The organism is Pseudomonas petrae (genome assembly GCF_021728295.1).
In the GTDB taxonomy this organism is placed as follows: Bacteria; Pseudomonadota; Gammaproteobacteria; order Pseudomonadales; family Pseudomonadaceae; genus Aquipseudomonas; species Aquipseudomonas petrae.
In genome coordinates, this window is the sequence record NZ_JAKJXE010000003.1 from 186,812 (window position 1) to 206,080 (window position 19,269).

The 19,269-nt window shown below is 61.7% G+C and carries 16 protein-coding genes and 1 riboswitch; of the genes, 10 read left to right on the top strand and 6 right to left on the bottom strand.

Annotation, left to right across the window (positions count from 1 at the left end; translation table 11 throughout):
* Positions 1-9 precede the first annotated feature (9 nt).
* The 4 genes from otnK (at position 10) to otnI (ending at position 4,317) form a co-directional block, all read left to right on the top strand.
* A complete protein-coding gene (gene otnK / locus L4G42_RS06570) occupies positions 10-1,302 on the top strand; it encodes a 3-oxo-tetronate kinase (protein ID WP_237251668.1) in 1,293 nt (430 codons plus the stop codon).
* A complete protein-coding gene (gene otnC, locus L4G42_RS06575) occupies positions 1,299-1,961 on the top strand; it encodes a 3-oxo-tetronate 4-phosphate decarboxylase (protein WP_237251670.1) in 663 nt (220 codons plus the stop codon). Before otnK ends, otnC begins: the two co-directional genes overlap by 4 nt.
* 84 nt (positions 1,962-2,045) lie before the next feature.
* Positions 2,046-3,503 carry a GntT/GntP/DsdX family permease gene (locus tag L4G42_RS06580; RefSeq protein WP_237259628.1) on the top strand — a complete coding sequence of 486 codons (1,458 nt, stop codon included), beginning with the start codon at positions 2,046-2,048 and terminating at the stop codon, positions 3,501-3,503.
* A gap of 22 nt (positions 3,504-3,525) precedes the next feature.
* On the top strand, positions 3,526-4,317 hold the full coding sequence (otnI, locus tag L4G42_RS06585) for a 2-oxo-tetronate isomerase (protein ID WP_237260670.1): 792 nt from the start codon (positions 3,526-3,528) through the stop codon (positions 4,315-4,317).
* 151 nt (positions 4,318-4,468) lie between these two features.
* Here the strand turns inward: otnI and L4G42_RS06590 are convergent, their stop codons facing one another.
* Positions 4,469-4,873 (bottom strand): acyl-CoA thioesterase, encoded by a 405-nt coding sequence (locus L4G42_RS06590; RefSeq protein WP_133775566.1) that lies wholly within the window; start codon positions 4,871-4,873, stop codon positions 4,469-4,471.
* Between the two features lie 196 nt (positions 4,874-5,069).
* Positions 5,070-5,178, top strand: a riboswitch (S-adenosyl-L-homocysteine riboswitch).
* 21 nt (positions 5,179-5,199) lie between these two features.
* On the opposite strand from L4G42_RS06590, the gene ahcY reads away from it, so the two are divergent.
* From ahcY to L4G42_RS06610, 4 genes are all read left to right on the top strand, one after another.
* Positions 5,200-6,609 (top strand): adenosylhomocysteinase, encoded by a 1,410-nt coding sequence (gene ahcY, locus L4G42_RS06595; protein ID WP_237251677.1) that lies wholly within the window; start codon positions 5,200-5,202, stop codon positions 6,607-6,609.
* 152 nt (positions 6,610-6,761) lie between these two features.
* Entirely contained in the window at positions 6,762-7,607 is an 846-nt protein-coding gene (gene metF / locus L4G42_RS06600; protein ID WP_237251683.1) for a methylenetetrahydrofolate reductase [NAD(P)H], read from the top strand.
* 154 nt (positions 7,608-7,761) lie between these two features.
* Positions 7,762-8,571 carry a substrate-binding periplasmic protein gene (locus tag L4G42_RS06605; RefSeq protein ID WP_237251691.1) on the top strand — a complete coding sequence of 270 codons (810 nt, stop codon included), beginning with the start codon at positions 7,762-7,764 and terminating at the stop codon, positions 8,569-8,571.
* 277 nt (positions 8,572-8,848) lie between these two features.
* Positions 8,849-10,777, top strand: a complete 1,929-nt coding sequence (locus L4G42_RS06610) for an RNA helicase RhlE2 (protein WP_237260672.1) — start codon at positions 8,849-8,851, stop codon at positions 10,775-10,777.
* A gap of 230 nt (positions 10,778-11,007) precedes the next feature.
* On the opposite strand, the gene L4G42_RS06615 is transcribed toward L4G42_RS06610, so the two are convergent.
* The 3 genes from L4G42_RS06615 to L4G42_RS06625 form a co-directional block, all read right to left on the bottom strand.
* Entirely contained in the window at positions 11,008-11,604 is a 597-nt protein-coding gene (locus L4G42_RS06615) for a YceI family protein (RefSeq protein WP_192173215.1), read from the bottom strand.
* Between the two features lie 31 nt (positions 11,605-11,635).
* Entirely contained in the window at positions 11,636-12,187 is a 552-nt protein-coding gene (locus L4G42_RS06620) for a cytochrome b (RefSeq protein WP_065991217.1), read from the bottom strand.
* 204 nt (positions 12,188-12,391) lie between these two features.
* Positions 12,392-14,203: a flavin monoamine oxidase family protein gene (locus L4G42_RS06625; protein WP_237260674.1), complete on the bottom strand. Its 1,812-nt coding sequence runs from the start codon at positions 14,201-14,203 to the stop codon at positions 12,392-12,394.
* Positions 14,204-14,438: 235 nt separating this feature from the next.
* On the opposite strand from L4G42_RS06625, the gene L4G42_RS06630 reads away from it, so the two are divergent.
* Together L4G42_RS06630 and L4G42_RS06635 are read left to right on the top strand one after the other, a co-directional pair.
* A complete protein-coding gene (locus L4G42_RS06630) occupies positions 14,439-15,845 on the top strand; it encodes an adenosylmethionine--8-amino-7-oxononanoate transaminase (RefSeq protein ID WP_074893502.1) in 1,407 nt (468 codons plus the stop codon).
* 148 nt (positions 15,846-15,993) lie between these two features.
* Positions 15,994-16,713, top strand: coding sequence for a 16S rRNA (uracil(1498)-N(3))-methyltransferase (locus tag L4G42_RS06635; RefSeq protein WP_237251716.1), 720 nt, complete (start codon positions 15,994-15,996; stop codon positions 16,711-16,713).
* Positions 16,714-16,891: 178 nt separating this feature from the next.
* On the opposite strand, the gene hydA is transcribed toward L4G42_RS06635, so the two are convergent.
* Entirely contained in the window at positions 16,892-18,328 is a 1,437-nt protein-coding gene (hydA, locus tag L4G42_RS06640; RefSeq protein ID WP_237259631.1) for a dihydropyrimidinase, read from the bottom strand.
* A gap of 13 nt (positions 18,329-18,341) precedes the next feature.
* Positions 18,342-19,238 (bottom strand): allantoinase PuuE, encoded by an 897-nt coding sequence (locus tag L4G42_RS06645; RefSeq protein WP_237251740.1) that lies wholly within the window; start codon positions 19,236-19,238, stop codon positions 18,342-18,344.
* Positions 19,239-19,269 lie beyond the last annotated feature (31 nt).

Consider the following 19,269-nt stretch of genomic DNA (forward strand, 5'->3'; position numbering starts at 1 on the left):
ATGACGCTGATGAGCACCACGACTCCGCGCCCTCTGCTGGGCTGCATTGCCGATGACTTCACCGGCGCCACCGACCTGGCCAACATGCTGGTGCGGGGCGGCATGCGCACCGTGCAGAGCATTGGCATCCCGAGCGCCGAAAGCCTGGCCGAACTGGATGCCGATGCCATCGTCATCGCGCTGAAATCCCGTACCACGCCGGCTGCCGAAGCGGTTAAGGAATCCCTCGCGGCGCTGCAGTGGCTGCGTGATCGCGGCTGTGAGCAGATCTTCTTCAAATACTGCTCGACGTTCGATTCCACGGCCAAAGGCAACATCGGCCAGGTCAGTGAAGCGCTGCTCAAGGCGCTGAACAGCGACTTCACCCTGGCCTGCCCGGCGTTCCCGGAGAACGGTCGCACGATTTTCCGCGGCCACTTGTTCGTGCAGGACCAACTGCTCAGCGAATCTGGCATGCAAAACCACCCGCTGACGCCGATGACCGACGCCAATCTGGTGCGCGTGCTGCAATCACAGACCACGCAGAAAGTCGGCCTGTTGCGTTACGACAGCATCGCCAAAGGCGTCGACGGCGTACGGGCGCGTATCAATGAGCTACGTGCGAACGGGATTGTCATGGCGATTGCCGACGCATTGTCGGACGCGGACCTGTACACACTGGGCGAGGCCTGCGCCGACCTGCCGCTGCTCACTGGTGGCTCGGGTCTGGCGCTGGGGCTGCCGGGTAATTTCCGTAAAGCGGGCAAGTTGCGTGACATCGATGCCGCGAAGCCTGAGCACGTCGACGGCGGCGAAGTGGTGCTGGCAGGCAGCGCGTCGGTTGCCACCAACGGCCAGGTTGCCGCATGGCTTGAGACCAAACGGCCTGCCCTGCGCATCGATCCGTTGGCATTGGCTGAAGGCAAACCGGTGGTGGCAGACGCATTGGCCTTTGCCCGCGATGCAGGTCAAACGGTGTTGATCTACGCCACCAGCAGCCCGGAAGAAGTCAAAGCCGTGCAGCAAAAGCTCGGCGTCGAACGTGCCGGTGCGCTGGTCGAGGACGCGCTGGGGCAGATCGCTCGCGGCCTGCTGGACGCGGGCGTGAAACGCTTTGTCGTCGCCGGCGGCGAAACCTCCGGTGCCGTGGTTCAGGCGCTGGGCGTGAGCCTGCTGAAGATCGGCGCGCAGATCGACCCGGGGGTTCCGGCGACTATCAGCAGCGGCGCAATGCCTCTGGCTCTGGCGCTGAAGTCCGGGAATTTCGGTGGTCGCGACTTCTTCGACAAAGCCCTCAAGCGATTGGCGGGGGGTGCCCAATGAGCAACGTAACCAGCCGTTCAGTGAGCGCCGAAAACAAGCAGCGTGAGGAAATCTGCACCATCGGCCGTCTGCTGTTCGGACGCGGCTACACCGTCGGCAGCGCGGGCAACATCAGCGCGCGCCTCGACGACGGCTGGCTGATCACGCCAACCGACGCGTGCCTGGGGCGTCTCGATCCTGATGCCATCGCCAAGGTCAATCTGGCCGGCGAATGGGTCTCGGGCGACAAGCCGTCGAAGACCCTGGCGCTGCATCGTCAGGTCTACGACCGAAATCCCGGCGTCGGCGGTGTGGTGCACACCCACTCGACGCACCTGGTTGCGCTGACCCTTGCCGGCGTGTGGAAACCGGACGACATCCTCCCGCCGATCACGCCGTATCAAGTGATGAAAGTCGGACACATTCCGTTGATTGCCTACGAACGCCCCGGCTCGCCGAACGTCGCCGATCAGGTGGCCAAACTGGCGAACAGCGTGCGCGGCGTAATGCTCGAACGACTCGGCCCGGTGATCTGGGAAAGCTCGGTCGCCAAGGCTTCTTATGCGCTGGAAGAGCTGGAGGAGACGGCTCGCCTCTGGCTGATGAGCAACCCCAAACCTGAACCGCTGGACGCAGCGGCTCTGGAAGAACTGCGCCAGACGTTCGGCGTGAACTGGTAACCCCAACGGCGTTTAGATCGAAAACCGGACTCCCGGTTTTCGGCGGACCGGCCTCGCCGGAAAACAATAACAACGGGACACAACATGACTCCTCTATTGCTCATGATCATCGCCGGAGCCGGCATTGCGCTGTTGCTGCTTCTGGTCCTGAAATACAAATTCCAACCGTTCGTGGCGCTGATGCTGGTCAGCATTATCGTGGCGCTGGTGGCCGGGGTTAAACCGGGCGATCTGGTGGCAACCATCGAAGGCGGCATGGGCAAAACCCTCGGCCACATCGCGATCATCATTGCCCTTGGCGCCATGATCGGCCGCATCATCGAACTGTCCGGCGGCGCCGAAGCGCTGGCGAAAACCCTAATAAACCGCTTCGGCAACCGGCGCACGCCGCTGGCCCTGACCGTCGCGGGTTTCATGGTCGGTATTCCGGTGTTCTTCGAAGTGGGCGTGATCATCCTCATACCGCTGGCCTACGGCGTCGCCCGGGCTGCTCGCAAGCCGTTGCTGGTTTATGCGCTGCCGATGTGCGCTGCGTTGCTGTCGGTGCACGCCTTCCTGCCGCCACATCCGGGCGCCGTCGCAGCGGCCGGTCAGCTGGGTGCAGACCTGGGTCGCGTGTTGATGTTCGGGCTGCCGATGGTGGGTATTTTGTGCCTGATCGGTTACCTGATTGCCGGGCGGATGACCCGCAAGGTCTACCCGATGACCGACGATATCCGCAGCGAAGTGTATGGCTCCCACGTCACCAACGAAGACTTGGTGGCATGGGCCAACAACGATTACTCGCGGGTGTCTGAAGCGACCCACACCAAGGAACTAGGCCTGGAAGAAAACGCCAGCAGCCTGGCGGCACGTCTGCCGAAGGCTCCGGCGCCGGGCGCAGGGATCATCATCGCGCTGATTCTGCTGCCGATCATTCTGATCCTGCTGGGCACGCTGGCGACCACGATGTTGCCGGCCGACTCAATGCTGCGCAGCGTGCTGACCGTTCTCGGTGCGCCGCTGGTGGCCCTGCTGATCGACACGCTGCTGTGCGCGTGGCTGCTGGGTTCGCGCCGTGGCTGGAGTCGCAGTCAGGTGTCCGATGTCGTGGGCTCGGCACTGCCCGGCGTGGCGATGGTGATTTTGATTGCAGGCGCCGGCGGCGTGTTCGGCAAAGTGCTGGTCGATACCGGTATTGGCGCGGTGGTCTCCGAAGCGCTGCGCAACACCGGGCTGCCGGTTCTCGCACTGGGCTTTCTGCTGACGCTGCTGTTGCGCGCCGTGCAGGGCTCGACCACAGTGGCGCTGGTGACCACGGCTGGCATTCTCAGCCCGCTGATCGCGACGCTGAACCTGAGTGCCAACCACATGGCCCTGCTCTGTCTGGCCATGGGCGGTGGCGGTCTGGCCATGTCCCACATCAACGACGCCGGTTACTGGATGTTCACCAAACTCGCTGGCCTGAACGTGGCTGACGGTCTGCGCACCTGGACCTTTCTGGTGACCATTCTGGGCACCCTCGGTTTCTTGATGACGCTGCTGCTCTGGCCTTTCGTCTAACGGCTTCAACCAGGAGATAACCATGCCTCGCTTCGCTGCCAACCTCAGCATGATGTATCCGCAACACGACTTTCTGGCGCGTTTCTCGGCGGCGGCGAGTGACGGTTTCAAGGGCGTGGAGTACCTGTTTCCGTATGACTTCAAGGCCGAGGAAATCAAGCTGCGTCTGGACGACTTCGGCCTGACCCAGGCGCTGTTCAACGCTCCGCCCGGCGACTTCACCAAGGGCGAGCGCGGCATTGCTTCGCTGCCTGGCCGGGAGAGTGAATTTCGCGACGGCTTCCAGAAGGCGCTGGACTACGCGGCAGTGCTGGGCAACGACCGCATTCACGTCATGGCCGGTTTGCTGCCCAGTGAAGACCTGCGCCAGAAGCATCACGCGGTGTACCTGGAAAACCTGAGCTTCGCCGCGCAGCAAGCGGCCAAGGTCGGGCTGACGGTATTGGTCGAGCCGATCAACACCCGCGACATTCCGGGGTTCTTCCTAAACCGTCAGGACCAAGGCCAGGCTGTGCTTAAAGAAGTCGGCGCCGACAATCTACTCGTGCAGTTCGACTGCTATCACTGTCAGATCGTCGAGGGCGACGTCACCAGCAAACTGCGCCGCGACTTCGCCGGCATCGGTCACATCCAGATCGCTGGCGTGCCGGACCGCCATGAGCCGAGCGTGGGGGAAGTGAATTACCCGTGGCTGTTCGAAGAAATCGACCGCCTGGGCTACACCGGCTGGGTCGGCTGCGAGTATCGGCCGAAGGGCGATACCAGCGAAGGGTTGCAGTGGCTGCGAGACTGGCAGGCGCGTCATCCCGCGTAACGTGTTGCAGGGCCTGATCCCCTGGGGGCGGGCATACGCAGATCATTGTAGGAGCGCGCTTGCCCGCGATTACAGAGTGTCAGTCGCCAGTGATGTCACTGACCCATCGCATTCGCGGGCAAGCGCGCTCCTACAGACATGCTTTGCCATATCACTCGTTGATCACGTCTTCCTTGAACTGATCCTTCACGTAGGTGATTTCGGTCTTGCCGTGTGGCGCCGGCAGGCCGTCTTCGCCCAGGTTCACGAAGACCATTTTCTCGACCGTGAGAATGCTCTTGCGGGTGATCTTGTTGCGGACCTGGCACGTCAGCGTGATGGAAGTGCGGCCGAACTCGGTGGCCGTGATGCCCAGCTCGATGATGTCGCCCTGACGCGAGGCGCTGACGAAGTTGATCTCGGAAATGTACTTGGTCACGACGCGCTGATTGCCCAACTGAACAATGGCGTAGATGGCCGCCTCTTCGTCGATCCAGCGCAGCAGGCTGCCGCCGAACAACGTGCCGTTGGGGTTGAGGTCTTCGGGTTTTACCCATTTGCGTGTGTGGAAGTTCATGGGGGCTCCGGGGCGTTTGGGAGACGGTGGTGGATGTGCCCCAGCTTCAAGCTTCAAGCCTGAAGCTGCAAGTTAAAAGCAGGTCCGCTGTTGTTTACCGCTTGCCGCTTGCGGCTTGCCACTTGCAGCTCAAAGAAAGATAATCGCCACCGCTTCAAAAAACGGTCATCACACCTTGTTACCGTTTTCCCGCCACCTGTCCGAGGGGCGCTGCAGCAGGTCAGACCTGTCAGGCTCGGAGAGGGCGTTGTTTGACCAGGCTTCCCGCCGGTCAAGCTTTAAACGCACAACGGCGCCCATTCGCACCCTACGAATGGAGACTCTTTATGAGTGCTGTACTGACGCCCAACGATTTCAACGACTACAAAGTCGCCGACATGTCCCTGGCTGCCTGGGGCCGTCGCGAAACCATCATCGCCGAATCCGAAATGCCTGCCCTGATGGGCCTGCGTCGCAAGTACGCTGGCGAACAACCGCTCAAGGGCGCGAAGATTCTCGGCTGCATCCACATGACCATTCAGACTGCCGTGCTGATCGAAACCCTGGTTGCCCTGGGTGCCGAAGTACGCTGGTCGTCCTGCAATATCTTCTCGACTCAGGATCAGGCCGCTGCCGCTATCGCTGCTGCCGGCATCGCCGTGTACGCGTGGAAAGGCGAAACCGAAGCCGAGTACGAGTGGTGCCTGGAGCAGACCATCCTCAAGGACGGTCAGCCATGGGACGCCAACATGATCCTCGACGACGGCGGCGACCTGACCGAGCTGCTGCACAAGAAATACCCGGCCATCCTGGACCGCGTTCACGGCGTGACCGAAGAGACCACCACTGGCGTTCACCGCCTGCTGGACATGCTGGCCAAGGGCGAACTGAAGATCCCTGCGATCAACGTCAACGACTCCGTCACCAAGAGCAAGAACGACAACAAGTACGGTTGCCGTCACAGCCTGAACGACGCCATCAAGCGCGGCACCGACCACCTGTTGTCCGGCAAGCAAGCGCTGGTCATCGGCTACGGCGACGTGGGCAAGGGTTCGGCTCAGTCGCTGCGTCAGGAAGGCATGATCGTCAAAGTCACCGAAGTCGACCCGATCTGCGCCATGCAAGCGTGCATGGACGGTTTCGAACTGGTTTCGCCATTCATCGACGGCGAGAACGACGGCACCGAAGCGAGCATCGACAAAGCACTGCTGGGCAAGATCGACCTGATCGTCACCACTACCGGTAACGTCAACGTCTGCGACGCCAACATGCTCAAAGCGCTGAAGAAACGCGCAGTGGTCTGCAACATCGGTCACTTCGACAACGAAATCGACACCGCTTTCATGCGCAAGAACTGGGCATGGGAAGAAGTGAAGCCGCAAGTGCACAAGATTCACCGTACCGGTGCTGGCGCGTTCGATCCTCAGAACGACGACTACCTGATCCTGCTGGCCGAAGGCCGTCTGGTGAACCTGGGCAACGCCACCGGTCACCCGAGCCGCATCATGGACGGCTCGTTCGCCAACCAGGTGCTGGCGCAGATCTTCCTGTTTGGCCAGAAGTACGCTGACCTGAGCCCCGCTCAGAAAGCCGAGCGTCTGACCGTTGAAGTGTTGCCGAAGAAGCTGGACGAAGAAGTGGCGCTGGAAATGGTACGCGGCTTCGGCGGCGTCGTGACCAAGCTGACCAAGACCCAGGCCGACTACATCGGCGTGACCGTCGAAGGTCCGTTCAAGCCGCACGCTTACCGCTACTGATGGTTTAGCCCGCAGCGCCTCCCTGTAGGAGCGCGCTTGCCCGCGAATACGGTGTGTCAGTCGCAACATTTTCGGCTGACACACTGCATTCGCGGGCAAGCGCGCTCCTACAAGGGACGGCGTGCGTTGTCTGCGCTTCCAAGGATTTCTCCATGTCCCAAGACCGTAGCTACAGTTTCGAATTCTTCCCGACGAAGACCGACGCTGGTCATGAAAAACTGCTTGCCACGGCGCGCACGCTGGCCAGCTACAACCCCAGTTTCTTCTCCTGCACTTACGGTGCCGGGGGTTCCACCCGCGACCGCACGATCAACACCGTGCTGCAGCTGGAAAAAGAAGTGCACGTCCCGGCCGCACCGCACCTGTCGTGTGTCGGTGACAGCAAGGCCGACCTGCGCAGCTTGCTGACGCAGTACCGGCAAGCCGGCATCAAACGCATCGTTGCCCTGCGCGGTGACCTGCCCTCCGGCATGGGCATGGCAAGCGGGGAGCTGCGTTACGCCAATGACCTGGTGAGCTTCATTCGCGAGGAAACCGGCGATCATTTCCACATCGAAGTCGCGGCCTACCCCGAGATGCACCCGCAGGCGCGCAACTTCGAAGACGATCTGAAGAACTTCGTGCGCAAGGCCAACGCCGGCGCCAACAGCGCGATCACCCAGTACTTCTTCAACGCCGACAGCTACTTCCACTTCGTCGAGCGCGTGCAGAAGCTGGGCGTTGATATTCCGATCGTGCCGGGCATCATGCCGATCACCAACTACAGCAAACTGGCGCGCTTTTCGGACGCGTGCGGTGCGGAGATCCCGCGCTGGGTTCGCAAGCAGCTGGAAGCGTACGGCGACGACACGGCAAGCATTCAGGCGTTCGGCGAGCAGGTCATCACCGACATGTGCGAACGACTGCTGCACGGCGGCGCTCCCGGTCTGCATTTCTACACCCTGAATCAGGCCGAACCGAGCCTGGCGGTCTGGAATAATCTGAAGCTTTCTGCGTGATAACGGTTTCAACTCAAACGGATTGAACCGCGGCAGCTTCATCGGCAGGCTTCGTCACCCCGAGGCCTGCCGGCCCCGTCTTTGAGCCCTGCTTTCTGTTTTTGTTGAGAATCATTGCTTCTATTTAGTTAGCTCGCGTCGTAATCTCGCGCGCATGCCGTACATCCTCCCCCTATCCTTTGCTGCCGTCCTCGCCTGCCTGAGCTTCAACGCGCTGGGCGAGAAACTGCGGATCGTCACCGAACCCTGGTCACCCTACGTGATCGTGGAGGACAACCACCCCTCTGGCCTGGATTACGACGCCACGGCGATTGTGTTCGAGCGCCTGGGCATCGACGTCGAGTGGCAGTTTCTCCCCTGGAAGCGCTGCCTGATGATGCTCAGTGAAGGCGAGGCGGACGGCATTCTCGATATAAACAAGGACGAGGCGCGCGCCGATCTGTTGTATCCGGACGAACCGTTGTCGAGCATCGACTGGGTGCTGTTTCAGGCCAATGCCAGGCCGCATGCTTTCAATGGCGTGGAAGACCTGCACGGGCTGACCGTCGGCGTCTCTCCCGGCTATCGATACAGCCCGGCGTTCGACAGCTCAACGGCGTTCATCCGTGAGCCTGCGCCAAGCCATGAAGCGAACTTCGGCAAACTGATTCGCGGCCGCATCGATTTGATGGTGACCGATCGCCTGCTGGGCCGGCAGATGATCGAGCGGATGAAGCTGGAAGGCCAGGTCAGTCAGTTGCCGACCGTGCTCAATCATCGGGGGCAGTACCTGGCGCTGCGCCGCAATGCCGGCATGGACTTGCTGGCCCAGCGGTTCAGCGCAGAATTGAAGCGTTTCAAGCGCGAACCCGCGTACGCGAAACTGATGGAGCGGTACACCGGCGAAATGCCGACGACGATCCCTGCAGAATCGGGCAATGGTGTCGATAAAACCGTTGAGCAGCAGGAAAGCAGCGCGTTGTGATTGCTCTGTTATACTCCGGCGTCCCCGCCAGGCTTGCGCCCGGGTGCACGGTCTCACAGAAGACTTCTCGAACACGTCAGCAGCGCACTTTTTGCGCCCCTGCCCCGAGTTGAACTTACAGACCTCCACAGGACCGGACGCCATTGCACAGTCCAGGGATTGTGCGATGACCGCAGCAGGGTCGAGCGCATTCACGTTACGTGCAGAACCTTAGTCTGCGCCTGGAAGATCATCCCTATTTGGGCCTCTATGGCCCCAACTCAAGACAGGATTACTCATGTCCTTTGCTTCCCTCGGTCTCTCCGAGGCTTTAGTCAGCGCCATCGAGGCTGCTGGCTACACCCAGCCTACCCCAGTGCAACAGCGGGCCATTCCCGCCGTGTTGCAAGGCCGCGATCTGATGGTCGCCGCCCAGACAGGTACTGGTAAAACCGGTGGTTTCGCCCTCCCTATTCTGGAGCGGTTGTTTCCCAACGGTCATCCGGACAAATCCCAGCGTCACGGCCCGCGCCAACCGCGTGTTCTGGTCCTGACCCCGACTCGTGAACTGGCCGCTCAAGTCCACGACAGCTTCAAGATCTACGCCAAGAACCTCAAGTTCGTCAGCACCTGCATCTTCGGCGGTGTCGGCATGAACCCGCAGGTTCAGGCCATGGCGCGCGGCGTTGACGTACTGGTCGCCTGCCCGGGTCGTTTGCTCGATCTGGCCGGTCAGGGCAGCGTCGATCTGTCCCACGTTGAAATCCTCGTGCTGGACGAAGCCGACCGCATGCTCGACATGGGCTTCGTTCACGACGTGAAGAAAGTCCTCGCGCGCCTGCCGTCCAAGCGTCAGAACCTGCTGTTCTCGGCAACGTTCTCGTCGGACATCACCGCGCTGGCCGGCAAACTGCTGCACAACCCGGAACGCATCGAAGTCACGCCGCCGAACACCACGGTCGAGCGCATCGAACAGCGCGTCTTCCGCCTGCCGGCCAACCACAAACGCTCGCTCCTGGCGCATTTGATCACTCAAGGTGCGTGGGAACAGGTGCTGGTGTTTACTCGCACCAAGCACGGCGCCAACCGATTGGCAGAGTACCTGGATAAACACGGCCTCAGCGCTGTGGCGATCCACGGCAACAAGAGCCAGAACGCGCGCACCAAAGCGCTGGCTGATTTCAAGGCCGGCTCCGTTCGCATCATGGTCGCCACCGACATCGCTGCCCGCGGCCTGGACATCGACCAGTTGCCCCACGTGGTCAACTTCGAACTGCCTAACGTCGACGAAGACTACGTGCACCGCATCGGTCGTACCGGTCGCGCTGGCCGTAGCGGCGAGGCGATCTCGCTGGTTGCACCGGACGAAGAAAAGCTGCTGAAAAGCATCGAGCGCATGACCAAGCAGAAGATTGCCGACGGCGATCTGATGGGCTTCGACATCACGGCCGTTGAAGCCGAGAAGCCGGAAGTCCGCGAGCGTCCGGACGTGCGTAACCCGCGCAATGCCCGTGGCCCGCGTGGCGATGGTCCGAATGGCGGCGGTGGTGGTGGCGGTCGCAAGGACAAAGGCAAAGACAAGGGCAAGGAAAAGCCGGCAGCGGCCGCGGCAGCACCCTCGGGCGAGCGCCCGGCACGTCCGGCGCGCCCTCAAAAGCCGCGTCAGGGCACCGCGTCGAGCGAGTCACGCCAGTCGCAGCCAGCGGCAGCAAACGCGAATCGCGCACCTGACGAGTTCCTGGATGACGAAGTGGACAATTTCGGCAACCGCGCCGACTACGTCAGCCCTTATCCGAACAAGACCCAGAGCCGCGGCCGTCGTCCGGGCGCTCCGGCCACAGGTGCCGCACCGGCACCGCGTGGTCAGGCGCCAGGCCGTAGCGGTCCGCGCGGTGGTTCAGGCAGCGGTTCGACCACTGGCGCTCCCGCCAGCACCGACACCGCCGGCGCACCAGCCAAACGCAGCGGGCCTCGCAACGGTTCCGGCCGTGACGGTCAGGCTCGTCGCGAAGACCAGCCACGTGCCCGTCGTCCGGCCCGCGAAGAGCAGCAGCCAGCGCGTCAGGAGCCAGCGGTTCGCGGGCCTCGCGACGGTCAGCCAGCACCGAAGATCATGCACAAAGAGTCCAAGGGCGATCGTTTCCCTTCGGCTGAACAACTTGATCAGCTGCCAAGCCGCCCACGCGGTGAAAAACCAGCCCTGCTGACCCGCAACCGCGAAGGTTAAGCAGCGCCGGTTGTTCGCAGCACATAAAAACGCCCCGACTGGTTCGGGGCGTTTTTGTTTCTGCCTGGAGATCGCCTGCACCAGTAGGACTGGCTTTAGCCGGGAAGACGTCAATCGTCTCACTGTAAAAGTGATCGCGCATGCACCGGCCTCTTCCCGGCTGAAGCCGGTCCCACTGACACAAAAACGCCGACCCAAAGGTCGGCGCTTTATCACCACAACAACTCGTCTTACTTGGCTTTGACGCCTTCGAACGAGATGATCAGGTCCAGGGTGTCGGACTGTGGACCCAGGTCCATCATCTTGCCGAAATCAGAACGCTTGATCGAGGTAGTGCCCTCGAAGCCGGCACGGTAGCCGCCCCATGGATCCTTGCCTTCACCCAGGAACGTAGTCTTGACGGTGACCGGCTTGGTCACGCCGTGCAGGGTCAGGTCGCCGATCACGTCAGCAGTGGTCTTGCCATCAGCATTCTTGCCGACGTTGGTGACCTTGGTGGACACGAACTTGGCGTCAGGATAGGTCGCGACGTCGAGGAAGTCCTTGCTGCTGATGTGCTTGTCACGTTCAGCGTGGTTGGTGAAGACGCTGGCGGTCTTCAGGTCGATGCTGATCTTGCTGTCTTCAGGCTTGGCGGCGTCGAAGCTGAACGTGCCGGTCCAGTCCTTGAACGTGCCGTAGATGAAGCTGTAGCCCAAGTGGCTGATCTTGAAGTTGATGAAGGCGTGCTGGCCTTCCTTGTCGATCGTGTAATCAGCGGCCATTGCCTGACCGGCAGTCAGCAGGGCGGTACCAAGGGCCAGTGCAGCAAGTGTCTTTTTCAACATACGTCATCTTCCTTTCTAGTTGAATTGAGTATCAGGCCTTGCGGCCAAGCATACGTACAAGCGTGGCATCACGATCAACGAAGTGATGCTTCAAAGCGGCCAGCCCGTGGAGTCCTGCGAAAATCACCAGGGTCCAGGCCAGGTACAAGTGCACGGTGCCTGCGACGTCTGCCTGGTCGGGCAGTCCGCTGATCAATGCAGGCACTTCGAACAATCCAAACACCGGAATCCCGACACCGTCTGCGGTGGAAATCAGGTAACCGGCGAACATCACCAAAAACAGGTCCAGGTACAGAAACGCATGTCCCAGTTTCGCAGCCGTTTTCACAAACCGGCTGTGTGTGGCAGGCGCTGCTGGCGGCGGGCTGACGAAGCGCCAGATTACCCGGATCAGCATGAACAGGAACAGCGTGATGCCGATGCTCTTGTGCAGGTCCGGGCCAGCCTTGCGCCACGTGTCGTAATAGCCCAGCCCTACCATCCACAACCCTAGCGCAAACATGCCAAACACCGTCAGCGCGACACCCCAATGCAAGACGATGCTGACCCAGCCATAGCGGGAAGAAGAGTTGCGTAGCTGCATGCTGAATATCCTGTGAGGGCCGAGGGAGAGACTAGCGCTTTACCTATCGAAAGAAAGCGCAAAATGTTGCTTTGAAGAATCAGGAAATCCGATTGAAATCTCCTGACATATTTCGTCCGAGGGAGATTAACCCAGCGTTATGCACCGTCCAGACGAAAAAAAGGCGCGGTATCAAGCCGCGCCTTTGTTTTCAGGCGTTACCGATCAGTTTTTGCTGTCGGCTGCGGGTGCTGCCGGCGTCGCTGCCGGGGCGGCCGGAGTTGCCGGTGCCGCCTTGTCACCCGAGGCCTTGGCCGGCGCTTTTTTCACAGCGTCGGTTTTCGCAGGGGTTTTGTGGGTGACGGCTGGTTTGGCCGGGGCTTTTTTGACAGGCTCCTTCTTCGCCGGATCTTTTTTGGCCGGTGCCTTTTTCGCAGGTTCCACGACCGCAGGCTTGGCCGGTTCAACCACTGGTGCTGGCGGCGTCACTGGCGCAGGGGCTGGCGCGGGGGCAGGAGCCGGCTCTGGCGCTTTCTCGGCCGGTTTTGGCTCCGGCTTGGAGCCGCCGAACAGGTTGGAGAAGAAACCGCCAATGCCGCCGCTGCTTTCTTTGGCCGGTTCAGGGGCCTTCGGTGGCGGCGCTTTGACCGGTTCGTACGACTTGCCTTCAGACAGACCCTGCACCTGAATGGCCGCGCGCTGACCTGAACGCAATGCGCCTTCCAGGGTGCCCGGGTACAAGGTGTCGGTGTGTTCGCCGGCAAAGGCTACGCGCTGCAGCGGTCGTTCCCACAAGCGCCAGTATTTGCTGATCTGGCCCGGGCCGAACGCCAGGTACGCACCGCCAGTGGAGGGATCGATGCTGGAGCGACGCAGTTCATAACCGGTGAACGCGCCGCGCGCCTGTGGATAGAACGCCTGCATGCGAATCAGCACCTGATCCACCAACTGTTTGTCGCCGAACGCCTGCATGATGCGAGCGTTGTCGCCGGACAGGTTGATCACGACGTTGGCGCCGCCCTTCAACGCAGGCTCGATCCACAACATGCCGAGGCCGGTATTGCTATAGATCTCGCCGGACATGCGCGCCTTGCTGTCCCAGACCGGGGTCTTGAACTTGAGCATGATCTGGTCATGCCAGCCGTAGTTGGTGCTCTTGATCGCGCCCACACGCTGGGCGTCCAGCGCCGGGGTCATCTGGATCTTGCTCAGCGCGCGCAACGGCACTGCCAACACCACGTACTCGGCTTCGTAGCCCACCGAACCGACTTTAACGGTCACGCCGTCCTTGTCCTGGTTGATGGCCGACACGGGCGAATTGGTCTTGATGACTTTCAGCTGTTTGACGAACTCCTCGGCCAACACCGCGCTGCCACCCGGCAAGCGAGCGGCGCGACGGTCGCGGTCGTCGATGTTGCGATTGACCCGCGTTTGTTGTGCGAGGTACAGCAGCGACAGACGCGAAGGTTCGTCGTAACGCGTACGAATCTGCTGATTGGTCAGTTGGCGCGCGGTCGGTGGCAGGCTCAGACGGTCCAGCCAGTTGGCCACGGTGATCTGGTCCAGCGCAAACAGCGTGCTGTTGGCAGCCGGGTTGTCCGGGTCGGTGATCGAGCGGGCCAGGTCATCCACCGCTGCTTCGTAGCGCTTGATGGCTTCGGCGGTTGCCGGTTGCTTGGTCGCCAGGTCGGCGCCGGTGAAGTACTCGCCTTCGATCAGGTAGCTCGGGGTCCGCACGAATTCCGGCGCGGGTACCGCCTTGATCTTGAAGCGATCGATGTATTGGTTCAGGACCGGCTGGGCCTTGGCGTTGCCGATCCACTCGCTGCCGGCCAGACCGGAGCGGCCGCCGACGGTCGGCTTGGCTTCCAGCAAGGTGACTTGCCAGCCTTTGCTCTGCAGCTCGTAAGCCGTCGTGAGTCCCGCCAGACCACCGCCGACAACGATCACCGTATGCGGTTTATCCACGGCAAGCGCTGAAGCGCTGACCAGCCCAACCATCACCAGCGCACAGGCGCGCAGCCAACCAGAAAGCATTCAGCGAACTCCGGAGAAAAACGGGGGGAATTGTCGGATTTTGTTGTCCGATTTTTCGAAGAGCGCGAAGGATACGCGAGCCGCGAAACGCCCGCCAGCAATGTCCGTCAGGCTTGAAAACGACGCTCGCGGCGATTTAAAGAACGCGCTAAAGGTTGTCCCGCTGGCATGCATTGCATAGGCTTGCGCGATTGTTTGCCCTCGCGTCATGCGAGCCGCTATGTGGAGAAGAGTAATGGGCCTTAACGACCAGTGGATGCAGCGCGACCTGAAGGTCCTCTGGCACCCCTGCACCCAGATGAAAGACCACGAAAAACTGCCGCTGATTCCGATCAAGCGCGGCGAAGGGGTCTGGCTGGAGGACTTCGAAGGCAAGCGCTACCTCGACGCGGTCAGCTCGTGGTGGGTCAACGTATTCGGCCACGCCAACCCGCGCATCAATCAGCGCATCAAGGATCAGGTCGATCAGCTGGAGCACGTGATCCTGGCGGGCTTCAGCCATCAGCCGGTCATCGAACTGTCCGAGCGTCTGGTAGCGATGACGCCCGAAGGCCTGACGCGCTGCTTCTACGCCGACAACGGTTCGTCCTGCATCGAAGTCGCGCTGAAGATGAGCTTTCATTACTGGCTCAATCGCGGCAAGCCGGACAAGAAACGCTTCGTCACCCTGACCAACAGCTACCACGGCGAGACCATGGCGGCGATGGCGGTCGGTGACGTGCCGCTGTTCACCGAAACCTACAAAGCGCTGCTGATGGACACCATCAAGGTGCCGAGCCCGGACTGCTATCACCGGCCTGAAGGCGTGAGCTGGGAAGAGCACACCCGCACGATGTTCGCGGTGATGGAGCAGACCCTCGCCGAGCATCACGACAGCGTCGCGGCGGTGATCATCGAGCCGCTGATTCAAGGCGCGGGCGGCATGCGCATGTACGACCCGATTTACCTCAAGCTGCTGCGCGAGGCCTGCGACCGGTATGGCGTGCACCTGATCCATGACGAGATCGCCGTGGGCTTCGGCCGCACCGGGACCATGTTTGCCTGCGAGCAAGCCGGCATCCGTCCGGATTTCCTGTGCCTGTCCAAAGCGCTGACCGGGGGCTACCTGCCGTTGGCGGCGTGCATCACCACCGATGACGTGTACGACGCGTTTTACGATGATTACCCGACCCTGCGCGCGTTTCTGCACTCCCACAGTTACACCGGCAACCCCCTGGCGTGCGCGGCGGCGTTGGCCACGCTGGATATTTTCGAGCAGGACAACGTCATCGAAAACAACAAGGCGCTGGCCCAGCGCATGAAGACCGCAACGGCGCATCTGGTCGATCACCCGAACGTCGCTGAAGTGCGGCAGACCGGGATGGCGATTGCCATCGAGATGGTGCAGGACAAGGCCAGCAAAACGCCGTATCCGTGGCAGGAACGGCGCGGGCTGAAGGTGTTCGAGCACGCGCTGACCCGAGGCGCACTGCTGCGTCCGCTGGGCAGCGTGGTGTACTTCCTGCCGCCCTACGTGATCACGCCAGAGCAGATCGACTTCCTGGCCGACGTGGCGACCGAAGGGATCGACATCGCGACGCGAAGCAGCGTGAGTGTGGCGGTGAGAGAGAACTTCCATCCGGATTTTCGTGATCCGGGTTAGCAGCGACGACTTTGTAAATTGTAGGAGCGCGCTTGCCCGCGAATGCATACCGTCAGACAACCTGATGCTGTCTGACAAAACGCAATCGCGGGCAAGCGCGCTCCTACACGAGACCGCGCGGATCAACACAATATTTAGAGAAACAACCATGAGACTGTCCCGCTTTTTCGTCGATGCCACCCTCAGCGTCGGTGAGCACGAACTGCCAGAGGCCCAGGCCCATTACATCAGCCGCGTGCTGCGCATGTCCGAAGGCGACGTGGTGCAGTTGTTCGATGGCTCGGGCAATGAGTTCCGCGCCACGCTGGCGGAAGTCGGCAAAAAGCAGGTGCGGGTGCAGGTGACCGAAAGCTTCGCCGGTCAGCCGGAGTCTCCGTTGAACATCCATCTCGGCCAGGGCCTCTCCCGGGGTGAGCGGATGGATTGGGCGATTCAGAAAGCCACCGAGCTGGGTGTGACGCAGATTACCCCGATCATCAGCGAGCGCTGCGAAGTGCGTCTGAAAGATGAGCGTGCGGAAAAGCGTCAGGCGCACTGGCAGCAGATCGCGATCAGCGCCTGCGAGCAATGTGGACGTTCGGTGGTACCGGTGATTCATGCGCCGGTGATCCTGGCCGACTGGCTCAAGCAGACGCAAGCAGACCTGAAGCTGGTGCTGCACCCGGTCGCGGCGCCGCTGACCAGCCATGAGAAGCCCGGCAATCTGGCGTTTCTGATCGGCCCGGAAGGCGGGCTGAATGATGCGGAAATCGCTCAGGCGCAGGACGCCGGTTTCCACGCCGCCCGCCTCGGCCCCCGCGTGCTGCGGACCGAAACCGCGCCAGTGGTGGCGCTGAGCATCGCGCAGCAGTTGTGGGGGGATTTCTAGGTTAGAAACGGCACTGACGACTAGACACTTGTAGGACCGGCTTTAGCCGGGAAAGCGTCAGGCGTCGCGCCGCGAGATTGATGGTGCACACACCGGCCCCTTCCCGGCTGAAGCCGGTCCTACAGGGATCGCGTACATACCTTTTCGCGAGCAAGCTCCCACAAAGATAGCGTTGTCCTCACTCCGGTAATTCCGACGCCCGTCGCCGTGCTTTCGCAGGTTCCGGCCGGGCGCAGGGCAGAAACTCTCCGCGTCCAGGTTCACCCAACGGACTGCCGTCCCACACCTGCTCCCCTCTGGCAAACGTCATCGCCGGCCATGCACTCAAGCGCATACCCTCATACGGGGTGTAATCGACGTTGTGGTGCAGCATTTCATTGGTTAGCTCGATGTCCAGATCTTCATCCCAGATCACCAGATCCGCATCCGACCCAATGGCGATGCTGCCCTTGCGCGGATACAAACCGTACAGCCGCGCCGCGTTAGTCGCCGTTAGCGCGACAAATGCCTGCGGCGTGATTCGCCCCTTGCGCACACCTTCCGACCAGAGCAGCGCCATGCGCGTCTCGACGCCCGGAATACCATTGGCCACTTCGGAAAACGGCGCCGTCTCGCCATGGGCACGTTTGCCGTCCGGGCCGCCGTAGCGAAACGGCGCGTGATCCGACGAGAACACTTCGAACGAGCCATTCTGCAGGCCGTCCCAGACCACTTGCTGATTGCCGGCGTCTCTCGGCGGCGGGCTGCAGATGCATTTCGCGCCTTCGAAGCTGTCATCGCAGCCCAGCGAATCCGCCGTCAGAAACAGATACTGCGGGCAGGTTTCGCCGTAGACCTTCAAGCCGTGGCTCTGCGCCCAGCGGATCTGCTCGATGGCCTCGCGGCCGGACACATGCACGATGAGAATCGGCACATCGACCAGCTCGGCCAGCGCAATGGCCCGGTGCGTGGCTTCGCGCTCGACCAGCATCGGCCGGGACGTGGCGTGATAACGCGGCGCGCTGAGGCCAGCGGCAAGCAGGCGCTCGGTCAGCCAGGCGATGCAGTCGCTGTTTTCGGCGTGGAGCATCACCATCGCGCCTTCGGCCCGCGCCACCGACAGGGTTTCCAGAATCTCGCGGTCGTTGAGCTTTAGGGCGTCATAGGTCATGTAGATCTTGAACGAGGTGTAGCCCTCGGCAATCAGCTCGGGCAGCTCGCGGCACAGCACGTCTTCGGTGGGGTCGGTGACGATGAGGTGAAACGCGTAATCAATCAGTGCCCGACCGTCAGCGCGCCGATGGTAATCCTCCACCGCCGCGCGCAGGCTTTGTCCCTTCTGCTGGCAGGCAAAGGGAATCACCGTTGTAGTCCCGCCACAAGCCGCCGAGCGGGTGCCGCTTTCGAAGTCGTCGGCCATGACCGAGCCGTCGCCGGTCGGCTGATCCAGATGCACGTGGCTGTCGATCCCGCCGGGCGTCACGGTTCGCCCTCGCGCATCGACTTCCTCTGCGGCACCTTGCAGGCCAAGGCCGAGCGCGACGATTCGACCGTCGCGCACGCCGATGTCGCACAGAAACCCATCCGCCGCCGTCACCACGTTGGCATTGCGGATGATCAGATCAAAAGCCTGCATGTCGTTCACTCCGTCAGGCGCGGGTCAGCCAGGCCTTGGCGATCTCTTCGCGGGTGGTGAACCAGACGCCTTCGCGGGCCTGGGCGTACTCGATGAAATGCTTGATCGCGCGGACCCGACCCGGACGTCCGACCATCCGTGGGTGCAGCCCGATGGACATCATTCGCAAGCCGTCGGCGGACTCTTCGTACAGCACATCGAAGCTTTCCTTCATGTACTCAAGGAAATCGGACGCCTGGGACAAGCCCGGGGAGTTCCAGTAGCGGAAGTCGTTGACGTCGCTGGTGTACGGCACCACCAAGTGTTGCTTGCCCTCGACGTCGACGAAATACGGCACGTCATCGTTGTAAGCGTCCGAGTCATAGAGAAACCCGCCCTCTTCCGCCACCAGCCGACGCGTATGAACGCTGGCGCCGTAGCGGCAATACCAGCCCACCGGACGCTTGCCACACGTGCGCTCGAACGACTCGATCGCCAGACGAATGTGCTCGCGCTCCTCGGCTTCGGTCAGGCGGAACACTTCCTCCCAGCGATAACCGTGGCTGCAGATTTCATGACCCAGCTCGACCGCCGCTCTGGCGACATCCGGGTTTTGCTCGAAGGCCACTGCGCAGGCATGAAACGTCGCCGGGACGTTGGCCTGTTGCAGGATGTCGAGGATCCGCCAGATGCCGACGCGGGCGCCGTATTCGTACATCGATTCCATCGCCAGGTTGCGCACGCCATCGGGAAACTGATAGCTGCCCCATTCGGTCATGCTCTCCTGGTCAGGATCGCCCATGGCCAGGGAACGCTCCGAGCCTTCTTCGTAATTGATGACAAAGTTGACCGCCAGACGCGCGCCGTTAGGCCAGGTGCCCTGGGGACGCTGCCGGCCGTAGCCGACCAGATCTCTAATGGGTGATGCCATAAAAGCCTACTCCTGCAACGTTCGAACAGTC

Bases quoted from the DNA above. Each gene is read 5' to 3' on its own strand.
- L4G42_RS06590 (WP_133775566.1), bottom strand. From the start codon at position 4,873: ATGAACTTCCACACACGCAAATGGGTAAAACCCGAAGACCTCAACCCC.
- L4G42_RS06615 (WP_192173215.1), bottom strand. From the start codon at position 11,604: ATGTTGAAAAAGACACTTGCTGCACTGGCCCTTGGTACCGCCCTGCTG.
- L4G42_RS06625 (WP_237260674.1), bottom strand. From the start codon at position 14,203: ATGCTTTCTGGTTGGCTGCGCGCCTGTGCGCTGGTGATGGTTGGGCTG.
- L4G42_RS06580 (WP_237259628.1), top strand. From the start codon at position 2,046: ATGACTCCTCTATTGCTCATGATCATCGCCGGAGCCGGCATTGCGCTG.
- L4G42_RS06605 (WP_237251691.1), top strand. From the start codon at position 7,762: ATGCCGTACATCCTCCCCCTATCCTTTGCTGCCGTCCTCGCCTGCCTG.
- otnK (WP_237251668.1), top strand. From the start codon at position 10: ATGAGCACCACGACTCCGCGCCCTCTGCTGGGCTGCATTGCCGATGAC.
- ahcY (WP_237251677.1), top strand. From the start codon at position 5,200: ATGAGTGCTGTACTGACGCCCAACGATTTCAACGACTACAAAGTCGCC.
- otnI (WP_237260670.1), top strand. From the start codon at position 3,526: ATGCCTCGCTTCGCTGCCAACCTCAGCATGATGTATCCGCAACACGAC.
- metF (WP_237251683.1), top strand. From the start codon at position 6,762: ATGTCCCAAGACCGTAGCTACAGTTTCGAATTCTTCCCGACGAAGACC.
- L4G42_RS06620 (WP_065991217.1), bottom strand. From the start codon at position 12,187: ATGCAGCTACGCAACTCTTCTTCCCGCTATGGCTGGGTCAGCATCGTC.
- L4G42_RS06630 (WP_074893502.1), top strand. From the start codon at position 14,439: ATGGGCCTTAACGACCAGTGGATGCAGCGCGACCTGAAGGTCCTCTGG.
- otnC (WP_237251670.1), top strand. From the start codon at position 1,299: ATGAGCAACGTAACCAGCCGTTCAGTGAGCGCCGAAAACAAGCAGCGT.
- L4G42_RS06635 (WP_237251716.1), top strand. From the start codon at position 15,994: ATGAGACTGTCCCGCTTTTTCGTCGATGCCACCCTCAGCGTCGGTGAG.
- L4G42_RS06610 (WP_237260672.1), top strand. From the start codon at position 8,849: ATGTCCTTTGCTTCCCTCGGTCTCTCCGAGGCTTTAGTCAGCGCCATC.
- L4G42_RS06645 (WP_237251740.1), bottom strand. From the start codon at position 19,238: ATGGCATCACCCATTAGAGATCTGGTCGGCTACGGCCGGCAGCGTCCC.
- hydA (WP_237259631.1), bottom strand. From the start codon at position 18,328: ATGCAGGCTTTTGATCTGATCATCCGCAATGCCAACGTGGTGACGGCG.